General features: G+C 41.7%; 20 protein-coding genes. 6 read left to right on the top strand and 14 right to left on the bottom strand.

Annotation, left to right across the window (positions count from 1 at the left end; genetic code table 11):
* Positions 1–18: 18 nt before the first annotated feature.
* Entirely contained in the window at positions 19–357 is a 339-nt protein-coding gene (locus tag SLH46_RS03525) for a cupin domain-containing protein (RefSeq protein WP_320279768.1), read from the bottom strand.
* A 224-nt stretch (positions 358–581) separates the two neighbouring features.
* Here SLH46_RS03525 and SLH46_RS03520 point away from each other — a divergent pair, with 224 nt between their 5' ends.
* The 4 genes from SLH46_RS03520 (at position 582) to SLH46_RS03505 (ending at position 7773) form a co-directional block, all read left to right on the top strand.
* Positions 582–1760, top strand: coding sequence for an efflux RND transporter periplasmic adaptor subunit (locus SLH46_RS03520; protein ID WP_320279767.1), 1179 nt, complete (start codon positions 582–584; stop codon positions 1758–1760).
* Positions 1761–1777: 17 nt separating this feature from the next.
* Positions 1778–4987 (top strand): efflux RND transporter permease subunit, encoded by a 3210-nt coding sequence (locus SLH46_RS03515; protein ID WP_320279766.1) that lies wholly within the window; start codon positions 1778–1780, stop codon positions 4985–4987.
* On the top strand, positions 4980–6269 hold the full coding sequence (locus tag SLH46_RS03510) for a TolC family protein (protein ID WP_320279765.1): 1290 nt from the start codon (positions 4980–4982) through the stop codon (positions 6267–6269). The genes SLH46_RS03515 and SLH46_RS03510 overlap by 8 nt, the downstream gene beginning before the upstream one ends.
* Before the next feature lie 178 nt (positions 6270–6447).
* Positions 6448–7773, top strand: a complete 1326-nt coding sequence (locus tag SLH46_RS03505) for an ATP-dependent 6-phosphofructokinase (RefSeq protein WP_320279764.1) — start codon at positions 6448–6450, stop codon at positions 7771–7773.
* Positions 7774–7789: 16 nt separating this feature from the next.
* On the opposite strand, the gene SLH46_RS03500 is transcribed toward SLH46_RS03505, so the two are convergent.
* The 4 genes from SLH46_RS03500 to SLH46_RS03485 all read right to left on the bottom strand — a co-directional run bounded on the left by SLH46_RS03500 (position 7790) and on the right by SLH46_RS03485 (position 11522).
* A complete protein-coding gene (locus SLH46_RS03500; RefSeq protein WP_320279763.1) occupies positions 7790–8113 on the bottom strand; it encodes a MazG nucleotide pyrophosphohydrolase domain-containing protein in 324 nt (107 codons plus the stop codon).
* A 4-nt stretch (positions 8114–8117) separates the two neighbouring features.
* Positions 8118–8819 (bottom strand): SDR family oxidoreductase, encoded by a 702-nt coding sequence (locus SLH46_RS03495; RefSeq protein WP_320279762.1) that lies wholly within the window; start codon positions 8817–8819, stop codon positions 8118–8120.
* 69 nt (positions 8820–8888) lie between these two features.
* Positions 8889–9581 (bottom strand): response regulator transcription factor, encoded by a 693-nt coding sequence (locus SLH46_RS03490; protein WP_320279761.1) that lies wholly within the window; start codon positions 9579–9581, stop codon positions 8889–8891.
* Between the two features lie 192 nt (positions 9582–9773).
* Positions 9774–11522 (bottom strand): sensor histidine kinase, encoded by a 1749-nt coding sequence (locus SLH46_RS03485; RefSeq protein ID WP_320279760.1) that lies wholly within the window; start codon positions 11520–11522, stop codon positions 9774–9776.
* A gap of 205 nt (positions 11523–11727) precedes the next feature.
* Here SLH46_RS03485 and SLH46_RS03480 point away from each other — a divergent pair, with 205 nt between their 5' ends.
* Complete coding sequence (locus SLH46_RS03480) at positions 11728–12642, top strand: hypothetical protein (RefSeq protein WP_320279759.1); 915 nt, start codon at positions 11728–11730, stop codon at positions 12640–12642.
* Between the two features lie 63 nt (positions 12643–12705).
* Here the strand turns inward: SLH46_RS03480 and SLH46_RS03475 are convergent, their stop codons facing one another.
* The 7 genes from SLH46_RS03475 to SLH46_RS03445 all read right to left on the bottom strand — a co-directional run bounded on the left by SLH46_RS03475 (position 12706) and on the right by SLH46_RS03445 (position 18668).
* Positions 12706–14160: a nucleoside hydrolase gene (locus SLH46_RS03475; protein WP_320279758.1), complete on the bottom strand. Its 1455-nt coding sequence runs from the start codon at positions 14158–14160 to the stop codon at positions 12706–12708.
* A 356-nt stretch (positions 14161–14516) separates the two neighbouring features.
* The gene (locus SLH46_RS03470; protein WP_320279757.1) at positions 14517–14723 is read right to left on the bottom strand and encodes an RNA-binding S4 domain-containing protein; all 207 of its coding nucleotides are present in this window, start codon (positions 14721–14723) and stop codon (positions 14517–14519) included.
* Complete coding sequence (locus tag SLH46_RS03465) at positions 14723–15802, bottom strand: C1 family peptidase (protein WP_320279756.1); 1080 nt, start codon at positions 15800–15802, stop codon at positions 14723–14725. Before SLH46_RS03465 ends, SLH46_RS03470 begins: the two co-directional genes overlap by 1 nt.
* Positions 15803–15900: 98 nt before the next feature.
* The gene (locus tag SLH46_RS03460; RefSeq protein ID WP_320279755.1) at positions 15901–16251 is read right to left on the bottom strand and encodes an MmcQ/YjbR family DNA-binding protein; all 351 of its coding nucleotides are present in this window, start codon (positions 16249–16251) and stop codon (positions 15901–15903) included.
* A gap of 188 nt (positions 16252–16439) precedes the next feature.
* Positions 16440–16802, bottom strand: coding sequence for a YraN family protein (locus SLH46_RS03455; protein WP_320279754.1), 363 nt, complete (start codon positions 16800–16802; stop codon positions 16440–16442).
* A gap of 207 nt (positions 16803–17009) precedes the next feature.
* Positions 17010–17915 carry a S66 peptidase family protein gene (locus SLH46_RS03450; protein ID WP_320279753.1) on the bottom strand — a complete coding sequence of 302 codons (906 nt, stop codon included), beginning with the start codon at positions 17913–17915 and terminating at the stop codon, positions 17010–17012.
* Between the two features lie 99 nt (positions 17916–18014).
* Positions 18015–18668, bottom strand: a complete 654-nt coding sequence (locus SLH46_RS03445) for an HAD hydrolase-like protein (RefSeq protein ID WP_320279752.1) — start codon at positions 18666–18668, stop codon at positions 18015–18017.
* 82 nt (positions 18669–18750) lie between these two features.
* Here SLH46_RS03445 and metG point away from each other — a divergent pair, with 82 nt between their 5' ends.
* Complete coding sequence (gene metG, locus SLH46_RS03440; RefSeq protein ID WP_320279751.1) at positions 18751–20880, top strand: methionine--tRNA ligase; 2130 nt, start codon at positions 18751–18753, stop codon at positions 20878–20880.
* Between the two features lie 244 nt (positions 20881–21124).
* Here the strand turns inward: metG and SLH46_RS03435 are convergent, their stop codons facing one another.
* Both SLH46_RS03435 and SLH46_RS03430 read right to left on the bottom strand, forming a co-directional pair.
* Positions 21125–21625: a hypothetical protein gene (locus SLH46_RS03435; protein WP_320279750.1), complete on the bottom strand. Its 501-nt coding sequence runs from the start codon at positions 21623–21625 to the stop codon at positions 21125–21127.
* Positions 21626–21820: 195 nt separating this feature from the next.
* Positions 21821–22324 carry a fasciclin domain-containing protein gene (locus SLH46_RS03430; RefSeq protein ID WP_320279749.1) on the bottom strand — a complete coding sequence of 168 codons (504 nt, stop codon included), beginning with the start codon at positions 22322–22324 and terminating at the stop codon, positions 21821–21823.
* Positions 22325–22596: the final 272 nt, after the last annotated feature.

Below are 22596 nucleotides of genomic sequence, written 5' to 3'. Positions count from 1 at the left end.
CGTGCTATTTTCTTGAGCTTAATCAGCATTTTCATCGGGTAAATAATCGGGGCGAATTGGAGTGAATGCCTCTAAAACTTTAGCCTCCTCAATCACTTCAACCTGATGCTCAACATCCTCAGGAATACACCAACTGTCGCCGGGTTCGGCAACAACCCACTCTGTACCGATGCGAAAATTCAATTTACCCGACAGTAAATAGCCGGTTTGTTCGTAAGGATGACTATGCGAAGGGAGCTCGCTTCCTTTTTGTAATTTAAATTCACACAAAATTGTTTTCTCTTCAAAAGCCAGCGGCCGCATTTCAACGCCTGGCAACAATGGTTTAAACGAACGGAAATTACTTTTAGTAAACATCTTATATCATTTTGTGTTTCTGCTAATGTAAAAAAGTTACGCGACTAATTAAACCTTGTTAAATCAAAGATGTCTTTGTAATTATTCACAAGAAGTATTAGGAAGTTAAATGATTTATTCAATGTGTGCTTTTTACAATATAAAAGTCAGAACATTGAATAATTTGATGATTTTTGCGCTTTAAGTGAACGTATGCTGATAAAAAATTCAAATAAAATAAAGCCATGAGTTGGAGAAAAACCACATTCGTTGTTGTTGCCCTTATTGTACTATTAGGAGGTGCAGCAGCCTTGTCAGAACTGTTTATTTCGATGAAACCGGAGCAAGTTAAAAGGCCCGATGTTGAAATAAAACGATCTGTAAAAGTAAAAACAGTTAACTATTCTGAAATTACTTCACCACTGTCGCTACCGGGAGGACGAGCAGTGTCGGGCAGCGAAGTTATTCTTGTTTCTGAAGCATCGGGGAAAATTGAACCCGGAGCTGTTGTGCTGAGAAAAGGTACATCATTTAAAAAAGGACAGTTACTTGCTGAAATTTATAAAGATGAAGTTGAACTTGCCTTGAAAGCCAGAAAAGCAGGGTTTCTTACTGTAATGACTTCTCTGCTTCCGGACATGAAAGTTGACTTCCCAGATCAGTTGAATGCTTACGAAACATTTTTCAGAGCTATCGATCTTGATACAGACCTACCGGAAATGCCGGTTGTTCGCGATGAAAAGCTTAAAATATTTTTAGCCAGCCAGGGAGTTTTAACCGAATACTACGGTATAAAACAAGATGAAAAAAAGTTGAAACGCCATACACTTTACGCACCTTTCGACGGAACATTTACGCAGGTTAATTACGAAACCGGATCGTATGTAAATACCGGTGGACAAATAGCGCAAATGATCCGCACCGACAATGTAGAGATTGAAGTTCCGGTGCCAAACGAAGACAGCGAATGGATTAAAATTGGAGACAAAGTAATAATTCATTCCAACTTAAACGACAAAACAATTACCGGCAAGGTAGTGCGTAAATCAGACTTTATTGAAGCTGAAACCCAATCGCGAAGCGTTTTTGTAAAAGTTAATCAGGCAGACTCTGACCAGGTACTTCCGGGTCAACTTTATGCCGTTCAGTTTCCGGGACAAAAAACTCCGGATGCCATGGAAATTCCTCGCGGAGCTGTTTTTAACACCAACACCGTTTTTATTGTTGTTGACGGCGAGTTGAAAAAACGCGACATAAACGTGATTAAACGCAACGAAACAACGTTTATCATTAATGGTCTGCCAGAAGGCGCAAAAGTGGTTGCCGAACCATTGATAAATGTAAAAGAAAATACTCCGGTTAATATTTTGGGCGAAGAAAAAACCAACAAACAAAAACCCGGAAACCAGGCCAAACCACAATAGTAAAAGGAGATTAATCGATGAAAAAGATAGTTGAACTTTTTGTAAAATTTCCCTTTTACGCGAATCTGATTTTGCTTTTCCTGATTGTTGTGGGTAGCTTAAGTTTTCTTTCGATGAAGAAATCTTTCTTCCCTGAACGCGAATCGCATATGATCACTGTTCGTGTATCTTATCCGGGGGCATCGCCGGTTGAGATGGAAGAAGGGGTAACTTCGAGGATAGAAGAAGCTGTTCGCGCCATTCCCGGAATTTACGAGATCAATTCGGTATCAGCCGAAAACAGCACCAGTGTGCGTATTGAAATCCAACCGGGTTATGATATCGACGAAGCACTGATTGAAGTGAAGAACGCCGTTGATGGAATCTCTGCATTACCAACAGCAGCCGAACGACCAATTGTTGCCAAGTCGAGAACTACATCGCCGGCCGCACGTTTGCTGGTTACCGGCGACGTTGATTTAATGACGCTAAAAACCTATGCCCAACAAGTTGAGGAAGATTTCCTTGGATCGGGAATTATGAGCCAGGTTAGCATTTCTGGTTTCCCAAGTCTCGAAATCTCTGTTGAAGCCGACGAAGAAGACCTGTTGCGCTACGGCTTAACATTCGACGATCTGCAAAGTGCCATTGCCAATAATAACCGTGACGTTTCGGGTGGACAAATCCGATCGAAAGAAGAAGAACTTTTAATTCGTCTGCGTTCAAGAAGCTCCGATCCGAACAAGATTGGGAACATCATTTTAAGTGCCAACCCTGATGGAAGTGTACTTCGTATTAACGACATTGCTGATGTAAAGATGAAATTCTCCGATGTGCCAAACAAAGCCATCGAGAAAGGAAATCCGCTGATCAGTATTACGGTAATGAAATTGATTACCGAAGACCTCGACGAAATTGATCAATACGTAAAAAAATATGTAACCGATTTTAACGCCGAAACACACGGTGTTAAATTAATTTATTCGCGTTCGTACCTCGATTTGTTAAAATCGCGCCTCGATCTGCTGTACCAAAATGGTGGCCAGGGATTGATACTTGTTGTGCTGATTCTCGGAATCATGCTTAGTACACGTTTATCGTTGTGGGTAGCATGGGGTATTCCGGCTTCATTCCTCGGAATGTTTATCGTGGCCAACTTAATGGGCGTTACCATTAACATGATGTCGCTTTTCGGAATGATCCTGGTAATTGGTATCCTGGTTGACGACGGAATTGTGATCGGGGAAAATATATTCCAGCATTTCGAGCGGGGCAAAAGTCCGATGCGGGCAGCCGTCGACGGAACTGTTGAAGTAATTCCGGCAGTTACATCTTCGGTATTAACCACTGTTGTTGCTTTTTCGCCTCTGATTTTTATTACCGGACGAATGGAAATGATGTACGAAATGGCGGTAATTGTAATTGCCAGTTTGCTCATTTCTTTAGTTGAAGCATTTTTTGTGCTTCCGGCTCACCTTGGAAACGAAAAAGTATTAAACCGCAAAACACTTCACCGCAAAGCAAAAGGGATTCGGAAATATACCGAACGCTTTTTTAACTGGCTACGCGATTATGCTTACGACCGAGTTATCAGACTGGTGTTGGAATGGCGTTACATTGTGCTGGGTATTCCTGTGGCAATGATCGTAATTACCCTGGGGCTGATTGGTGGACAGATGATCAAAACCACTTTCTTCCCGCGTATGGAGTTCGACTCATTTAATATCAACATTGCTTTTACTCCGGGATCTGGAGAAAAACAAACGATGGAATACCTCGAGCGTTTCGATAGTATTGTGTGGGTTGTAAACAAGGAGATGATGGAAGAATACAACGACACGCTCCCAATTATCGAAAACAGTATTATCAATCTTGGTTCGGCTTTTAGCCGCGACGAAAGTGGTGCCCACTGTGGTAATATTGATGTATCGCCACGAAATTCGGAAGAAACAGGAATCAGTTCATTTGATATTATCCGCCGTTTAAACAAAAAAATAGGAACCGTTCCTGAAGCAGAGAAATTTACAATTGGTGCAAGTAACCGATTTGGCGATCCTGTATCGATTGGTTTGATGGCGAGAAATACTGACGAGCTGGAAGCTGCACGCGACTTCCTGATGGCTAAACTGCTGGAATATCCGCAACTAAAAGACGTGGTGAATACCAACGCCATGGGTAAACAGGAAATCCTGCTTGAGTTGAAACCAAAAGCATACATGCTCGGCTTAAACGAAACATACATTGCAGGCCAGGTGCGTCAGGCATTTTATGGTGGACAAGCACAACGTATGCAGGTGGGTCGCGACGAAATTCGAATCTGGGTGAGATACCCGGCTGAAGGTCGCGAACGAATTGGGCAGTTGGAAAAAATGAAGATTAAAACTTCTCAGGGCGAATACCCGTTAATGGAACTTATTGATTACGACATGAAACGTGGACCGGTAAACATCAACCGTTTTAACGGAAAGCGCGAAATTCGTGTAAATGCCGATATGGTTGACCCGGATGCTTCAGTTACCGAAACACTCGACCTTATTAAAGCCGAAGTTATACCAGAACTTCAGGTATTACACCCCGGAGTTTCGGTGCTGTTCCAGGGACAACAACGCGAAAGTGAACGAAACATGGGCGACTTGTTCTTCCTGTTCCCGATGGCTTTCCTTGCAATTGTTTTCATCCTGATGATCAGTTTCCGTTCGTTTGAACAACCAATGATCATTATTATCATGATTCCAATCTCGATTTTGGGAGCAGTTTGGGGACACGGTATTCACGGCAAGCCACTATCGATAAATAGTTTGTGGGGAATTGTAGCACTTACCGGTGTAATCGTAAACGACGCGGTGGTACTTTTGGCCAAATTCAACCTACTAATCGAAGAAGGAGTAAAAGTGAAAGATGCAATTATTCAGGCAGGAAAATCAAGACTTCGTGCAATTATTCTAACCACGCTCACTACTGCTTTTGGTCTTTTCCCACTTATCCTCGAAAAAAGTTTCCAGGCACAGTTCCTAATTCCAATGGCCATTGCACTGGTTTATGGGGTTGCTTTCGGAACCATGTTTATCCTGCTGTTCTTCCCGGCACTCATTCTGGTGCTGAACGATATCAGGAAATTTATTCGCGAACAGTGGCACGGAAGAGAATTTGAAAGAGAGCACGTGGAAATTGCATGGCTAAATGCACAACGCAAAATTGATAACAGCATTTATCACGAAGACAACAAGGAGGAGAATACCAATGAATAAGATAATAACACTACTAATACTGCTGGCTACGGGTTTGTTTGCACAGGCCCAGCAGCCACTGTCGCTTACCGATGCGATTGGCAAGGCATTGGAGAATAACTACAATATTGTTATTGCAAAACAAAACCAACAGATTGCCGAAATTGATAACAACTGGGGAACTGCCGGCCGATATCCATACATCAATCTGTCGTTGGGAGACAACAACTCATTAAGAGCAGTTGACGGCGACAACACCACTTCTGTTAGTTTATCGGGTGGTGCATCGGTTAACTGGACAATCTTTGATGGTTTTTCGGTAAAAATCACCAAAAGCCGTCTCGAAGAACTGGAGAACCTTTCGAAAAACAATACAGCCGTTATGGTTGAAAGTACCATTCAGTCGGTTATTTTAGCCTACTACGATGTGTTGCTACAGAAAGAAATTCTTGCAACTTATTACGAAGTAATGCAACTTTCGCAAGACCGTTTCCAGAAAACCGAACAGCAGAAAGAATACGGATCGGCTGTAACTTACGATGTATTGCAGGCACAAAATGCTTACCTGGCCGACCGGGCGAGTTACCTGTTACAGGAAGTTGCCTACAAAAATTCGAAAAGAAACCTGGCCTATTTAATGGCAGAAAAAGAAGCTGTTGATTACGATTATACCAACGCATTTGAAGCCATTACACAGGATTACACAGTTGCTGATCTGAGGGGACAAATGATAGAAAACAACAAGAGTTTACAAAACCAGTACATCAACCAGCGTTTACTGCAAAGTGCCGTTGCATCAGCAAAAAGTTCTTTTTCTCCTTCGTTAGGAGTTACAGGTGGAGTTACAGGAACACATGCCGGCAGCAAAACAGGCGACATGGATATGGACTGGGGCAACTCTGCAAATTTCTACGGCAATTTTACGCTTAGCTGGAACTTGTTTAGTGGTGGAAACAGAAAAAGAGCGCTGCAAATTGCCGAGATCGACAGCAACATCGGAGAAATTGAACTCACCGACATGCAGCACGATCTGGACAATAGCCTGGCTAATCTTTTTGAGTTTTACCAGGTGCGCAAAGAGTTGCTTACAGTAGCCGACGAAAATCTGGCAGCAGCACAACTAAACCTGCAAATTTCGCGCGATAAGTTTGAAGCGGGAGCTATTAACTCGTTCAACTACCGCGATGTACAGGAAATTTATCTTCGTGCCGCACAAGGCCGGCTTCAGGCGATTTACAATTTTATAAATGCTCAAACTTCCTTATTGCGTTTAACCGGCGTAATTGTACAGGAATACGAATAAAAACAAAACAAGCCGATGAAGAGAACTTCATCGGCTTGTTTTTTAATACTCTTCAAACCACGGTCCTTCCTTTTTCAACACATCCCCATTCGCCTGAAAACTATTCTGCTATATCAGGTATTATTGAACCATTATGGTTAAATTTGATAAGTTTTAATGGAACCACAAAAATATGGGTATGGCTGATGAATTTTATGTTGACAGACTGGGAAAGTGCACCGTTAAATCACCGCTCAACCTCTCAACAGTTAAAGGAGACGGAATATTCGATTTTATTCGTGATGACGAACGCATCCTTTACTACAACACAGTAGCAAAAGTAAAAGAGCAATTAGCAAAAGGCGAAGAACCGCTTTCGTTTGAGCGGGCCGGCCCCAGAGAAAACCTGTATTTCGAACCGGCCAAAACGCGCGTTGCAATAGTTACTTGTGGTGGTTTATGTCCCGGCCTGAACAATGTGATTCGCGGTCTTGTAAATAACCTTTGGGAACGATACGGGGTGAAGAAAATTTATGGAATTAAATACGGCTACTCCGGTTTTATTCCCGAGTACAATTTCCCATATATTGAGCTTGATCCGGATGTAGTTGACGATATCCACAAAGCGGGTGGCACAATGTTAGGATCTTCGCGCGGAGTACAACCGGTAGAAACGATCGTAGACTCGCTCGAACGCCTGAATATCAACATTCTCTTTACCATTGGCGGTGATGGAACTCAGCGTGGAGCACATGCAATTGCCGAGGAAATTAAGAAACGGGATCTGAAGATTTCAATCGCCGGAATTCCAAAAACGATCGATAACGACATCAACATGATAGAGCGTTCTTTTGGTTTCGAAACGGCTTTTTCCATTGCCATGACTGTCATTCAAAACGCACACTACGAAGCAAAAGGCGTGTACAACGGTATTGCGGTTATAAAACTAATGGGCCGAGACTCAGGATTTATTGCCGCCAATGCCGCTCTGGCTTGTCCGGATGTAAATTTTGTACTGATCCCGGAAATGAATTTCGACCTGGATGGGGAAAAAGGCTTTCTTACTATTCTGAAAAAAAGGCTTGAAGAAAAGCAACATGCTGTAATTGTTGTTGCTGAAGGTGCGGGCCAGTTCTTTTTTAACGATGATAATGGGAAAGACGCCTCAGGAAATAAAGTTTATGAGGATATCGGCTTGTACATTCGTGATAAAATTCGGGAGGAATTCGAAGCTTCCGATTTCCCCTTTACCATGAAATACATTGATCCGAGTTACATTTTGCGCAGCACACCGGCCAATGCTAACGACAGCAAATTTTGTTTTCAACTGGCACAAAATGCGGTACATGCCGCCATGGCCGGAAGAACTGATTTTGTGGTTGGTTACTGGCAGGGAGCTTTTACCGTGCTACCTATTCCACTGGCAACAAAAGAACGTAAAAAAGTGAACCTCGAAGGAAACTTATGGGGAAGTGTTTTGGAAGCTACCGGGCAACCCGTTTGTTTGCAAAACAACTGCCCCTGATAATTTTATATTCTGATTAAACCCGAACCCATTTTCTTTTTTTGTTCTTTTCCTCTTTGCTGCGAAAAGCCTCTTCCAAATCAATTCCTTTTCGGTTGGCAATGGCACACAGATAAATAAAAATATCTGCCAGCTCATCTGACACTTCGGTAAAGTCAGAATTTGAATCAACGAGCAATCCTTCTGATTTCCTAACGGCTTTAAACAACTCTCCAACCTCTTCGCCCAGTAACAGGCATTTATCGATGGTTGTTTGAGAAGCAAAACCGCGCTCCTGTTCTAATTCGGTTACATATTTCTGAAAATCGGCGAGTCGTGGGTTATCTTTTAATGAAGGCATAGTTTTAACTTATACTTTTTGGTGATTCTAATACTACTTCTTTTACACATGCCGCAGGAGAAAGCTGCAGCAACCATTCGATGGTTTTAAACAAATCTTCGGGCTGAATCATTTCCTCGCTCTCAAGCGGCGTTCCGGCATCATAAGCCATATCGGTGTTTACCCAACCTGGGCACAAAGCTGTTACCTTTATTCCGAGTGGATTTAATTCGCGGTACAGCGACTCGCTTAATCCAACCAATCCAAATTTTGAGGCGCTGTAAGCTCCGCCACCTGCAAAGCCAACTTTCCCTGCACGCGATGCCACGTTAAAAATGTACCCCGATTTTTGTGCTTTCATTACCGGAACAACTTCCTTTAATAACGAAAATTGAGCAGTCAGATTTGTCTTGAGCATTTTTTCAAATTCCTCGTCGGGAAGATCAACAGATCCGTCAAAATAAATCCCGGCATTATTTACAAGAATATCGATGCCTCCCTTTTCTGAAACGATCTTTGCAATGGCTTCTTTTACGGCTGGTCTGTCGGTGATATCAAGCTGCAAAACCTTTGCATTACTACCAATCTCTTGGGCTGCGTTCTCAAGATTTTGTTTGTTTCGGCCAACAAGAATAGTATTGTAGCCAAGCTTTGCCAGCCCGATGGCAATAGTTTTACCAATTCCTTTTCCTGCTCCTGTAACAACAGCAGTTTTGTTTTCTTTCATAGAATTCAATTTGAATCTTAAAGATAGGAAGTGGATTGGATATTATGCGGTTTTTTGTTGTTTTTCCGGTCAGGAGTTCACCTCTAACAGGAATCCGCTGCCGTGAATATTTTTGATCTCGATGTTCGGATCGTCCTTCAAATACTTACGCAATTTGGTAATAAAAACGTCCATGCTGCGTGCTGTAAAATAACCGTCTTCGCCCCAGATCTTTCGGAGAGCCGTTTCACGCGATAGCAATTCGTTTTTATTCTGACAGAGCAGCTTTAGCAAATCGGCTTCTTTTGGCGATAACTTTTGTTTATTCCCGTTACTACTAATTACCCGAAGTTTTGAATCAAACTCATATACTCCGATAGAAAAAACGGTTTCGTCATTTATCGGCTGCACGGACTGCCGTTTTATAATCGCCTGAATTTTACACAACAACACCTCGGTGTCAAAAGGTTTGGTGATATAATCGTCAGCACCCACGTTGTATCCCTTCAGAATATCTTCCTTTAGCGTTTTAGCCGTCAGAAAAACCATTGGGATATTCGCATCAAGCTTTCGTATTTCTGCACCAATCGTGAATCCGTCGATATTCGGCAACATCACATCCAAAATGCAGATTTCGAAAGACCCGGCTTTAAATTTATCCACTGCATATTTTCCGTCGTCCACCCAGGTAACTTCAAAGTCGTTCAACTCGAGATACGATTTTAAAACGGCCCCAAAACTTAGGTCGTCTTCCACCAAAAATATGTGTTGCTTTATTGTCATTCTTGTTACTCTGTCATTCCGAAAAGGAACAGACTCTCATTTTAACAATACCCCCCGGCTTACTCCGAAACTTCTTCGAAGTTACCGGCTCCAGCCGTCCCCCTACAAGTAGGGGGACAGTTGAGGCCTCTGCCCCGATCCATCGGGCAAGGCCGAAACGGGGGTAGGGTTGAAATCAGAATAGCCCTTTATTTACTCCCTCACAAAAGGTAAAAATACATCAAATTTGCTTCCCTTGCCCGGCTCACTGCTTACGGAAATAGTTCCGCGATTGGCTTCCAACACAGCTTTTACATAACTAAGTCCTAAGCCAAAACCTTTTACATTATGAATATTTCCACTGGTTTGGCGATAAAAACGTTCGAATATTTTTGCCTGAACCGCCTTGTTCATTCCAATTCCCTTATCGCTTACCGAAACCACTACGCCTTTTTGCTGGTTAACAGTCCAAACAGTAATTTCAGGTGCATCGCCGGAATATTTATTGGCATTGTCTATCAGGTTATAAACCACATTCGTACAATGAATCCTATCGGTTGTCACCATCGAATTAATGGCTTTTAAATCCAGCTCAATTTTTCCGCCACGTTTTTCTACCTGTAATTTAATTCCCTGAACAGCGTCACTGATCAGGTCGTGCACATCGATGGTTTCCCAATGAAATTCAAAATCTTTTTTGTCGAGTCGTGCAATGGTGAGAATGTCCTCCACCTGCCGGTTCATACGGGTGTTTTCCTTTTTAATCATACCCGCAAAATATTTTATACGCTCCTCGTCTCCCAGCACTTTCGGATTGGTAATCGAATCGGTTGCCACCGAAATAGTTGCAATAGGCGTTTTAAATTCGTGGGTCATGTTATTAATAAAATCCGACTTCATCTCGGAAATTTTCTTCTGCCGGATAATGTAAAAAATACTGAGGGCAAAAGTCATCAAAATAATCACCGAGAATAAAAAGGAAGCGATCAACAACCAGTTCAGCGAGCGATAAATAAAACTGTCGCGTTCGGGAAATACAACGGCTAATTTTATGTCCTTCTGAAAAATATCGTTGGGATAAAGCTCCACCTGAAAAATGGTGTTTGCCACCTCCAGCGAATCGGTTACCGGCTTTGGGAAGCTCAACGATTCCCCTCTGAAAATTCCGTACTCGAAATCGAGCGGAATATTATTTACGTTTAGCTCCTTTTTAAGTACATCGTAAATCAGGTTCTCATCCAGCTGACGAACGTCCCAAGCGGCAACTTCGGTAACCACTTTGTTTGCCATTCGCTTCAGGCTGGTAGCTTTTAATTTTACACGTTTTGAAACATCGGGAGCAAGTATTTCAAAAGTATCCAGATCGGTGAGCAGTGAGTCGATCTTCACCGTGCTAATAGTGTACAGCGAATCGGCACTTCTTATTATGGTGTCGCTTTTTACAAATACAACACTCCCGGGCTCAGGACTGTCGCCTGCAATTACCATATGATTTTTTGCGTTCGTAGAAGTACTTACATTATAAGTGTACGACTGCACGTTTCTACTGTCAGAATCATTGTCGATATGAATTTCAATACGTGCTTCATCATTTTCCGGCGTAAATTCACGAATGATCTTTACGGGGCGCGGGGCAGAGTCAATGCGTTGTCGCCAGGCACGTGCCTGCGCAGGTCGCACATTCCAAATAACTGCATCATCCGAATCGGAATCAAAATCGAAAGTAAAATCATGAACCAGCTCGGCTGAGTCGCCGGCAAACACCATTTCGTTTACCACGCCAAGGTTGTGGAGATCTTCCAAACGACTTACTGTTTGCTGCATCGCCTGGTTTACGCCACGTTCAAACATCTCATTTTTTACCCTGATCGCGTTGTTCATCCAAACCAACTGAACAGCGATAATCCCCAAAATGGAGATCCCCATTAAAATGATCAATCCGGTAAAAAGTTTTCTGTTCATGCCTCAAATATAGGCAAATACACCAGCCCATTGCAGATTTTAACTTTTCCTTAACAGATTTTAACCGGCCTTTAACGGAGTGATTGACAGACCTCACACTATATTTGTTGACGAGAGAACTTTAATTATTTTCCGAATAAAGGAAACGTAAAAATTACTTACTTGTAAACTTAATTTTTGAAACATATTCATAAAAAATAAAAACATGAAACGAATTTTATCACTTACCGGAATTTTAGCCCTGGCCCTGTTATTTACTTCTGCAATCTCAATTAATGAAGCACCGCAAGATCCTCCAACAACTAAAAAAGGGAAGAAGCACATTAAAATGATAAAGCTTGGTGACGACGGCGAGAAAATGGAACTCGATACGGTTATCGATGCCCACGAGGTTTTTGTATGGAATGGTGATACTGTTGGTGGTAGCAAGACTTTAAAATGGGTATCGGAAGAGGATTTCGATTTTGATATGGACTTTGATTTTGACATGGAAAACGACGGAAACGGAAACGTATTTGTATTAAAAGGAAAAGGTGACTCAGAGCCAATGATCTACGAATTCAGAACCGAGGATGGCGACTCAACGAAACACGTAAAGATGAAAGTTATTGCTGATGGCGACGTATCGAACGCGATGAAATGGCACAGCCGAAGTGGCAACGACATGTTTTTTGGTGCGCCAGCAACTGCCGGCCCAAAAATGATTCGTATTGAGAAACAAAAAAATGACAATGTAATCGACTTAAGCGATCCTGGAATTATTTCTTACGAAAAAAAGGAGCTGAAAGACGGCAAGGAAAAGATTGTGATCGTTCGTGAAAAACCAAGTGAAAAAGATGTGGAACTACACGAAGAAATCATCATGCACGGCGGCAGTGCTGCTCCAATGATCATTCACGAAGGCATGCCAAACATGACTAAAAAGATTAAGGTGATTGCCGACGACGAAGGACACGTTGAAATTTTAGAGGACGGAAAAACCTGGAATGTTGAAAAAAGTGATGAAGACGTGCAGGTAATTGAAAAAGACGGAAAAAAGATCATCATCAAAAAGACCAAAAAAGATGGTGAGATGAAGGTTAATGTTGAGGTAGAAGAAGAAATCGAAGAAGAAAACTAATTAAGCGATACGCTCAATATTGAAATGCCGGGGAAGAAATTCTCCGGTATTTTTATGTCCTGTCTACAATTTCTCGATGGTAAAAATCTGATTCCGGTCGAACTCGCTCCAGTAACGAATCGCCAGCTTTTCAATATACAGCCAGTACGGCTCGGTTAACAATCCATAAGTCTGAACACCATATTTTATCTCTTCCTGCATTTGCGCTGCAATTTCAGGCTTTACCGAGATTTTTATTTTTTGCTTATTGAATAAAGCCGTAATAGTCGGTACATCCAAAACGGTATCGGAAACCGTAATCAATCCCTGCCCGATTGTGGCTCCGCTGCTTATTTGAATACCATCATTAAAACAGCTCAGCGGAGGTTTCTTCCCGGCAAAAGTGGTAACGGAAAGGTTATTCACCCCCACATTAAAATACTCCATTGCACGAATACCCATTTTAGCACCGATGATGGAATAAATGCCGGTATGCCCGTGAATTTCATTGGTCATACTTATGGCTTTCCATTCAATCAATCCATAATTTTCTATGGTCGACTCCAGCATTTTGGCGTAAGCCGGTTTATATAAATCAGCAGCTACAGGGAAAGTATTAAATACGCGATTCGTTGTTTGATTTCCCGATACAAGTATTGCAGAAATTGCCTCGTTAACAACTGCGTCAGGCAGTTCGTTTTGCAGGGTTACATAACTTACTTCTCCTCCCGCTTTTTCGGTTTGAAAGAGAATCGGCACTGTTAGATAAAGCGCCACCAGATCGTCCCAAAGTTGCAGGTGTTCGGCTTCCATCCGCGAAACAATTTCAGGATGTTGGTGTACCCAGGCAATCTGTTTTGCATATTTTGAATCGGAACCTTTAATCGTTTCAAGATAAGCTTCATCAACATTGTAACGATCGGTGTTATTTCCCACCACCTCCAGCGGAATGTTCCTTTCTTTGAAATAGGTGTAGCTTTCCGGCGAAACCGATTCATTAAAGTCGGTATCGATATATGGATTATTGTACCACACAATACGTTCGATTTTATCTACATATTCGGGATGCGCTTTAACTAATTCAGCATAAGTTTTAAGCGAACCCAGTGCTACCAAAGTAATTTTATCAGAATAGTTGTTAAACACCGACGAAATCAAATCTACCGAACTTATCTTTTGACAAGCAAGCTGCGAACTCACTGATGATGCCCATTTTATTTTTTGAGTGTAAGCAGCCCACGGTGGCAAATCTGTCTCCAGTTTTTTATCCAATCCAACAGGAATTCCCTCGTGATGAAATGCCGAAAGCAGATTGTTTACTTTCACAAAAATGGAATCGGGAGCCAGTGTTCCCTGCGAGCAGGTGATAGCCAAAACACGCGTGTCGTTCTGCGCCAAAAACATCGAAATAGCCCGCATGTCGTCAATTGCACCATCGGTATCAATAATTACATGATACTTGGGTTTGCCGGAATGTGCCGACACAACCGCATTAAAAACAAGGCTCAAAAACAACAGTGCTATTATCTTTTTAAACATGGACGACGGTTTAATTTGATTGGCTAAAATATTTAATAATTTGAACATTATCTACTTTCAGAAATGTCGGGGAAACAAAGATTAGCATTTGTTTTAAAATCGAGGATGAATTTTCTTTCTCAACAATAAAGATAAGCGACTTCTTTTACCCTCTCTCCTGTCTCTCCCTTAAAAATGGAGAGACGATCAACCTCTAATCATAACAACGAGGTGAATTATATGACTGACACTTAGTTTTGAACTATTTACTGTCGTCCTTCCTTGCTGGCAGGGAAGGATAAGAGGATGGGTAAAGACATACACAAATCATATAGCAAAAAACAAAGCCGGTAATCAATCTTACCGGCTTTATCAGTCTATATTATTTTTATGGTTTCTCCCATAATTTCGAGCACATCGCCTTTTACGAGTTTGGCTCTTTTTCTGAACTCAGGTTCCCCGTTCCGAATCACCTCGCCATCCTCGACGATGATCTTTGCATGGCCGCCGGTTTGCGCTATCCGCAAAAGCTTTAACAGTTTTACCAGTTCGATGTATTCCGTGCTCAGTTGAAATTCGCGCATTATATTCCGAGTTTTGATTTTACGGCGTCAGGAATGGCATCTTTGTGTACCAAAATTGCAATGGTTTTCAAACGCACATAATCTTCAGTCATATGCAGGTAACCGCCATATTCGTTACTATCCGGTCCCCACGAGTTTTTGGTGTAGAAACAATCTTTTCCTTCACCATCTTTTGATAAACCAACCAGGTGCATCAGGTGATCGTCGGTAGTAGTGCGGTCGTAAAACGTTTTCTGACGTTCTTCCTGAGTTACTTTACCCTGCAACTTGCCAGGAACATCGGCTTTTCCGTCTTTGTGTACAAAGGTTTTTTCGCTGGTATCGCCATCCCAGGCAATACTAAAACCGTTGTTCAGTGCGTAGTACATTACATCCAACAGATCGTCCAACGGCATATTATAGTACGATGCGTGCGCCCAGTTATCCGGCACCTCAACAACACACTGTTTCCAAAATGGGTGATGACTGAAAGAAGTCAACTCCACATAATCTTCAGGATTTAATTCGAATTCATCGCGGAGTTCAGTTGCCGAAAAAGTTCCGTTATCAGTAGTCACTTCTTTTGGCAATTTTCCCAGTTCTTTTTTCATTACCGGCTGAAAACCTTTCAAGTCCGATGCATCGATCTTACCCTTTTTCTCTTTATTGATCTTATCAGTTTCTTCGAGCAACTGTTTAATCAACTCCGAATGATTATATTTTCCATCCTTTTGAATTCCGGGAAATTCATCGTACAACATTATTCCCTGATCGGCTACAACTTTTAATACATCGTGCGAAAGACTTCCTTCGCCAAAATTGTTTTTGCCATGATAAAGCAAATACTGAAAAGCTTTGTTTTGATAATTGTAGTACACAAAAAACATTTCCGACAGGTTGGTTTCGGCAAATCCTTTGCGCATAATCTCCGATTCGAGGAAACTGGTGGTAGCAAAACTCCAGCAGGTTCCGGTACGTCCCTGACTGATAACCGGTGTATGCTCCACCTCTTTAACAATGGTAAAATCTTCTTTTTCTCCCTCTGCGTAAACAGTTGACACGAACAGCAGCAACGCCGCAAACAACGATAATAACTTCATATGATTAAAATTTTTAACTTTTTAAGGTATCATATGTAACTCGCACTTAAGTCTTTTCTTTTGATGTATAGACTAATTATGCTCGTTTCATAATAGTGCTATAAATTTTTTAATTCTTCTTTTAACTTTTTTGTCAGGCTCACAACGATCAGATCGTATGATTCGTCGATCATTTCACACATCAATTTTGAAGGAACAGTTCCATTCAGCTCAATGGTGTTCCACATTTGTTTGTGCAAATGATAACCTTCGTAAATGGCCGGGTAATGCGCTCTCAACTCAATATTTTTATCCGGATCATTTTTTAAACTCAACCGAAAATCGTCGAGCCCCAACAAACAAAACATCTTATTCATCACCTTAAATACCAAAGTGGTTTCATCAAAAGGGAAACTTTCAGTAACTCCTTTTTTCTGCAGGCAATACTCTCGAATCTCTTCAATATTCATGATGCTTCAATTGGAAAGTCTAAAAATAGAAGATTCGGGGGGAAATAAAAATGATGTAGTGGTTTATAATTGAAAAAAGAACGTAACATTAACTCACAGTATCACCCCTCTTCAGTTCTCCCCTCAAGGGGAGATGTCGCTCCCGGGCATCGGGAGAGACAGTGGGGTGAATCGCCTGTTAAAGTAATTTACATCGTCGGATAAAATGCATCTTTAAAATGCTCCAGCTCATGACCTTGCTGAAAGAAGATAACGGTGATTACATCAAAACGTGTGTCGAGTTCGCTGTTGTGCTCGATAATGTAGGCATCGGCAGCTTCAACAATTCGTTTGATTTTTGAGTTGGTTACCGCTTCCGACGGATGCTCGTATCGTAATCCTGATCGTGCTTTTACCTCTACAATTACCAGCTCCTCATTGTCTTGAGCAACTATATCCAGTTCTAAATGCCCATGGTACCAGTTGGTGGCTTTAATCTCGTAGCCCAGCTTTCGGAGATAATCCTGTGCCAGGCCTTCTGCCAAATCACCCAATTCGCGTGTTGATACCATGTTATTAGAGTTTAAAGTTCAGTGTTCAAGGTAAAAGTAAAAAGGCAAAAGTACAAAGGAAAAGTTGAGCGAAGCGAAATCCCGGCCATAGTGTCGGGAGCAAGAGTCAGTACTTTTTATTCTCTCGCAAAGTCGCGAAGACGCAATGCAATTTTACAATTTATCAGTTTACCAGTACTTCAGTTCACTAACCATCTCAACTTCAATCTACCCCAATCTTAACCTGGTTCCTCCTTCAGCAACTTCCATTTCCCATTCAAGACCAAAAGCAAGTGCCAGGTTCTTTTTATCGTGTCCTCCCGGAAAGCCAAAACACACGGGATAATCAAACTCTTTTACAGCCTCTGCAAATATCTCATGAACCGTTTGCCCAAAAGGCGATTCATTATCTTTCATGTCGGTAAAATCACCGAGAATCAGACCGGCAAGATTATCCAGCATTCCGCTCATTTTTAGTTGATGCACCATACGGTCGGTGTGATACAAAAACTCGTCAATATCTTCCAGAAAAAGTATTTTACCATCCGTATCGATATCGTATTTGGTGCCATGCAAACTGTTTACAATCGACAAATTTCCTCCAACCAACTGACCGGAAGCCGTGCCCGGACGATCGAATTCAGTTGCATCCACGTTATAACTGATCCCCTCTCCTTTTATCAGTTTCATCATCGACATTAAATCTTCACGCGGTGCGCCTTCCTCATCAAAAAAGTAGCGTGGCATCACGCCGTGAATTGTCGGAACTTCAAGATTATGCATTCGCGAATGTAAAATGGTAATGTCGCTAAAACCTACCAGCCATTTTGGATTTTCAAGAAACTGGGTGAAATCGAGGCGATCGATAATGCGCACCGTTCCGTAGCCGCCGCGCGAGCAAATTATAGCGTCGCAATCGGGATCATCAAGAGCTTCCTGAACATCGGCAGCGCGTTGTTCGTCGGTTCCTGCAAACTGGAAATGTTGAGCAAAAACGTGTTCGCCAAGTATTACTTTATAACCTTGTTCTTCCAGCCACTTAACGGCTGGCATCACATGTTTTTCTTCAATTTTTCCGGCCGGAGAAACAATTCGTATCGTTGAGCCGGGTTGTATGGCTTGTAGTGTAATCATAAAATTCGTTAGAAATTTGAAGATCGAAGCCGGCAGCTAATTATTCATCCAGCTTCAAAATCACAATTGTAAAAATACAAAGTAAACGGCAAAACCAAATTAAAGGGTTAACAGCTCATACAGCTCTTCCACATCCGCAGCAAAATAATCGGGATTGGCGGCACGTAAATCGGCCTCTTTCCCAAAACCATAGCCCACCGCAATGGTAGAAATTTCGTTTTCCTTACCGCCTTCAATGTCGTAAACCGTATCGCCGACCATGACAATTTCTTCCGACGGCACCAGTTGCTGCATGGTCAGTACATCAGCAATGATCTGGTTTTTAGCCGCTTTTTTAGCCTGATAATCCGCCCCTTTTAGTTGTAGAATGTAACGATCCATTTCAAAATGTTCGATAATTTTATTGGCATACTTTTCCAGTTTGGCGGTAGCCACAAACATCTTTTTCCCTTGTGCATCCAGCTCAGCCAGTAACTCCATAATTCCATCATACGGATCGTTTTGGTGCCAGCCATGTTCGCCATAGTACTCGCGGAAATAATCAACAGCTAGTTTTGTGTCTCGCTCGTTCATTCCAAACAGTGTACTAAACCCCCATTGCAACGGAGGACCAATAAAATTATCGAGAATATTTTCGTGGTAACCATCAACCTGCATTTGTTCCAACGCGTACTTCAACGAACTTTTTATACCCTGCGTATTGTCGGTCAACGTACCATCAAGATCGAATATAATGTGTGAAAATTGTGCCATTTAACTAAAGTTTTCGCGAAGGTAACACTTTTGAAATTTCGGATAATGATTGACCAAATTTTTGGAATACAAAGCTTGTTAATTGCTGCCTGAATTTTGTTATCTTTGCAGCCCTAAAAATCAGTTTAAAAGGGAATTGACAGCAATCAGTTTGTTGCGATTCCACCAAAATAGAAATATGAGTAAGTTCAAACGTACGCTGATAACAACAGCACTGCCTTATGCCAACGGCCCGATTCACATTGGCCACCTTGCCGGAGTTTATGTTCCTGCCGATATTTATGCACGCTACCTTCGCCTGAAAAACGAGGATGTAATTATGATCGGCGGTTCTGACGAACACGGTGTTCCTATTACTTTGAAGGCAAAAAACGAAGGCATTACACCGCAGGATGTGGTTGACAAATTTCACGGAATCATTAAAGATTCATTCGAGAAATTTGGTATTTCGTTCGACGTTTACTCACGTACAAGTGCACCTATTCATCATGAAACAGCTGCCGAGTTCTTCAAGAAATTATACGACGAAGGTAAGTTTGTTGAAAAAACATCGGAGCAATATTACGACGAAGCCAACAACCAGTTTTTGGCCGACCGTTACATTATCGGGACTTGCCCAAAATGTAGTTTCGAAAAAGCTTACGGCGACCAGTGCGAAAGCTGCGGAACTTCGTTAAGCCCAACTGAGTTAATCAATCCAACTTCAACAATTAGCGGAAACCAGCCGGTTTTAAAAGAAACCACACACTGGTACCTGCCGCTCGACCAGTACGAGCCATGGTTGAAAGAGTGGATTTTGGAAGGTCACAAAGAATGGAAAACCAACGTTTACGGTCAGTGTAAATCATGGATCGACAGTGGTTTAATGCCACGTGCCGTAACCCGCGACCTTGACTGGGGTGTACCAGTTCCGGTTGAAGGTGTTGAAGGCAAAGTGCTTTACGTTTGGTTCGATGCGCCAATCGGTTATATTTCTGCAACGAAAGAATTGACCGAAGATTGGGAAACTTACTGGAAAGATCCCGAAACCCGCATGTTGCACTTCATCGGAAAAGACAACATTGTATTCCACTGTATTATTTTCCCAAGTATGTTGAAAGCTGAAGGAACTTACAACCTGCCTGAAAACGTGCCGGCCAATGAATTCCTGAACCTTGAGAATGATAAAATTTCAACATCAAGAAACTGGGCTGTTTGGTTACACGAATATTTGGAAGATTTCCCGGGTAAAGAAGACGTACTTAAATATGTACTGACAGCCAACGCTCCTGAAACAAAAGACAACGATTTTACCTGGAAAGATTTCCAGAACCGCAATAACAATGAATTGGTAGCTGTGCTCGGAAACTTTGTAAACCGCGCATTGGTACTTACTCAGAAATATTTCGATGGCGAAGTTCCTGCCCGTGGCGAATTGTCGGATTACGATAAAGAAATACTGGCAGAAATTGCAAAAATTAAAGGCGAAGTTGAAAAGAGTATCGACAACTTCCGTATTCGCGAATCGCTGAAAAATGCAATGGATCTGGCTCGTTTGGGTAACAAATACCTGGCCGACGAAGAGCCCTGGAAAGTGGTAAAAACTGATGCCGAGCGTGTAAAAACGATTATGAACATCTGTTTGCAGATTACCGCCAATCTTACCATTTGCCTGGAGCCGTTCCTTCCTTTCAGCATGGATAAACTGCGCGGCTTCCTGAACCTGGAAAAAATGGATTGGGAAAAACTAGGTGAGACTGAATTGTTGCCAACCGGCCATAAGGTAAACAAGCCTGAATTGTTATTCGAAAAAATCGAAGACAATGTAATTGAAGCACAATTGCAAAAACTGGCCGACACCAAAAAAGCCAACGAAATGGCTGAGGCAAAAGCAGCGCCTGCAAAAGAGAACATTGAATTCGACGATTTTGTTAAAATGGATGTTCGTGCCGGAACCGTTATCGAATGCGAGAAAGTAGCCAAAACCAAAAAGCTGCTGAAATTGACAATTGACACAGGAATTGACCAGCGTACTGTTGTTTCGGGAATTGCAGAATATTACCAGCCGGAAGAACTGATTGGGAAACAGGTTTCTATTTTGGTAAACCTTGCACCGAAAAAACTACGTGGAATTGAATCGCAGGGAATGATCCTGTGTGCTGAGAATGCCGATGGAACTCTGTCCATCGTTTCGCCGGACAAAGCGGTTAAAAACGGATCGGAGATTCGATAAGTCTGAAAAACAATTTTATCACCCCTTTGTCTCACCCGAAACTTCGGGATCGACATCTCCCCTTGAGGGGAGAACTGAAGAGGGGTGACGACCGAGAAATATAAGTTTTGTGATAAATAAAGATTAAGATAATAAGTGCCAACATAGCGTTGGCGCTTTTCCGTAAGGTTTCTTGCCGCACTGGCGGGTAGAAAACTTACTCAACATATATAACCGTTCTTGTACGCAGGAACGGTTTTTTTATTTAGACGATCACAAAGAACAACACCACCAAAATCAGTAGCATAAACAGAATAAACTGGTTACGAACAAATAAACCGAGCAGAATTAGAATTTCAACCTCTTCGTTCATGGGTGTTGCCAGTTCAATTGTTCCTTTGTCTTTTGAAATAAATTCGTGCGAAGTAAACGTGACAATCTCAGCACCGTTGTATTTCCAGCTCCAGCGCGACTGCCAGAAGTTTTTTATTTCCAGTTCAAAACGTTTGCCGTTTATCAGCACATCGCTGCGCGGGTTAAACACATTAACCATTACCATGGCCAGCAAAGACTTACTGTTTCCATCGTAAATCTCCAGTTTCGACAGGAAAAACTCACGATTAAGCGTAAAAAAGCGGCCATTAATAATAGCCTGTGCCTTCGCCCCCACCATGCTGTCCCAATTTATATTTCCAACCTTCTCACCGCCTTGCATGATCTCCAGCTTCGACCCAAATATTTGCTTACTCCACTTTAGCTCTTCCATTTCAACCAATTTCGTAATCAGAAACGCAATTTATGAAAAATAGCATGAATTACTTCAATGAAAAAAACAGCTTCATTTCATTTTTACATTCTTTAACGAAAAAACCGGCTCCTTTCGAAGCCGGTTCAAAGTCATGGAAATCTTAACCTAAGTGTCATAGCGTATTTTTGCAATCAAAATCTATTCACCTGATTTCTATTCAGGAATAAGCACTTTATCAATTACATGTATTACTCCGTTTTTCCCTTTAATATCGGCTGCAATTACATTGCTATCGTTAATTTTTACTCCATTTGACAAGTCTATTTTAATCTTCTCGCCATTCAAGGTTTTCACCGAAGTATTCGACAGATCGCTCGACATTACCTTACCCGAAACCACATGGTAAGTTAAAATCGGTGTTAGTTGTTCTGCTGAAAGATCCTCAACGCCTTTCACGCCCAAACTGGCAAACAATGTTTTAAAGGCGTCGTTGGTTGGGGCGAATACCGTAAACGGACCGTCAGCACTTAAAGCTCCTGCCAAATCGGCTTTGGTAACTGCTTCTACCAGAATTGAAAAATCGGGATTTGATACTGCGATCTCAACTACTGTCGACGATGATGTGTTGTCAGCACTTTTTGCTTCTGAATTTACTGTCAGACCAAAAGTGATTACTGCCACAAGGGCGATCGAAAAAATTTGTTTTACTGTTTTCATGATGTTTAATTTTAAAAGTTAAAAATGTTTTCTGTTTTCGTTCTCTGAAATTGTTTTCTTGTTCTCATTTTGTTTAACTATCAACAAGACAATCTTAAACACTTTTTGTTTATTTTTTTTATCTGATTATTAAACATTAATAATGACAACAGCACTCATACCCCAATAATCACAGCACTTTTGTAGTATTTGTTAATTTTTGTTAATTCAATTTGTTTTAGAAACAAACAAGACTATGGTGAATAGCCGAATAATTTTGAAAGAGCCAATAA

The organism is Draconibacterium sp. IB214405, assembly GCF_033963885.1.
Lineage (GTDB): Bacteria > Bacteroidota > Bacteroidia > Bacteroidales > Prolixibacteraceae > Draconibacterium.
This window is presented reverse-complemented; position numbering and strand designations above follow the sequence as displayed.